The organism is Halomonas sp. ND22Bw (assembly GCF_003011945.1).
Taxonomy (GTDB): domain Bacteria; phylum Pseudomonadota; class Gammaproteobacteria; order Pseudomonadales; family Halomonadaceae; genus Halomonas; species Halomonas halophila.
Genome location: NZ_PXWD01000311.1, coordinates 1 through 376, shown reverse-complemented (window position 1 = coordinate 376; position 376 = coordinate 1). Strand labels below are relative to the sequence as shown.

The window sequence follows — 376 nt, the reverse complement described above, 5'->3', positions numbered from 1 at the left end:
GGCATCGCGGCAAAGCTCTTCGGCACCACGGTCAACGACGACGGAGTCACCGTCGCCAACGTCGCTCCGATCGACTTCGCCGGTGGCACAGTCGTTCACATCAACGCGGGTATGGCCGGTCTGGTCCTCGCACTCATCGTCGGCAAGCGTCTCGGCTTCGGCAAGACCGCCTTCCGTCCGCACAACCTGCCCTTCGTGATGCTCGGCGCCGCACTCCTCTGGTTCGGTTGGTTCGGCTTCAACGCCGGCTCGAACCTCGAGTCCAACGGCACCGCCGCCATGGCCATGCTGAACACCTTCGTCGCCACCGCCGCCGCGGCCCTCTCCTGGCTGTTCGTCGAGTGGATGCTGAAGGGTAAGCCCTCGCTGCTGGGCA

The 376-nt window shown here is 65.7% G+C and carries 1 pseudogene; it reads left to right on the top strand.

Annotated elements, in window-relative coordinates:
- Positions 1-376: pseudogene (locus CVH10_RS18210) on the top strand (ammonium transporter); the annotation flags it as partial.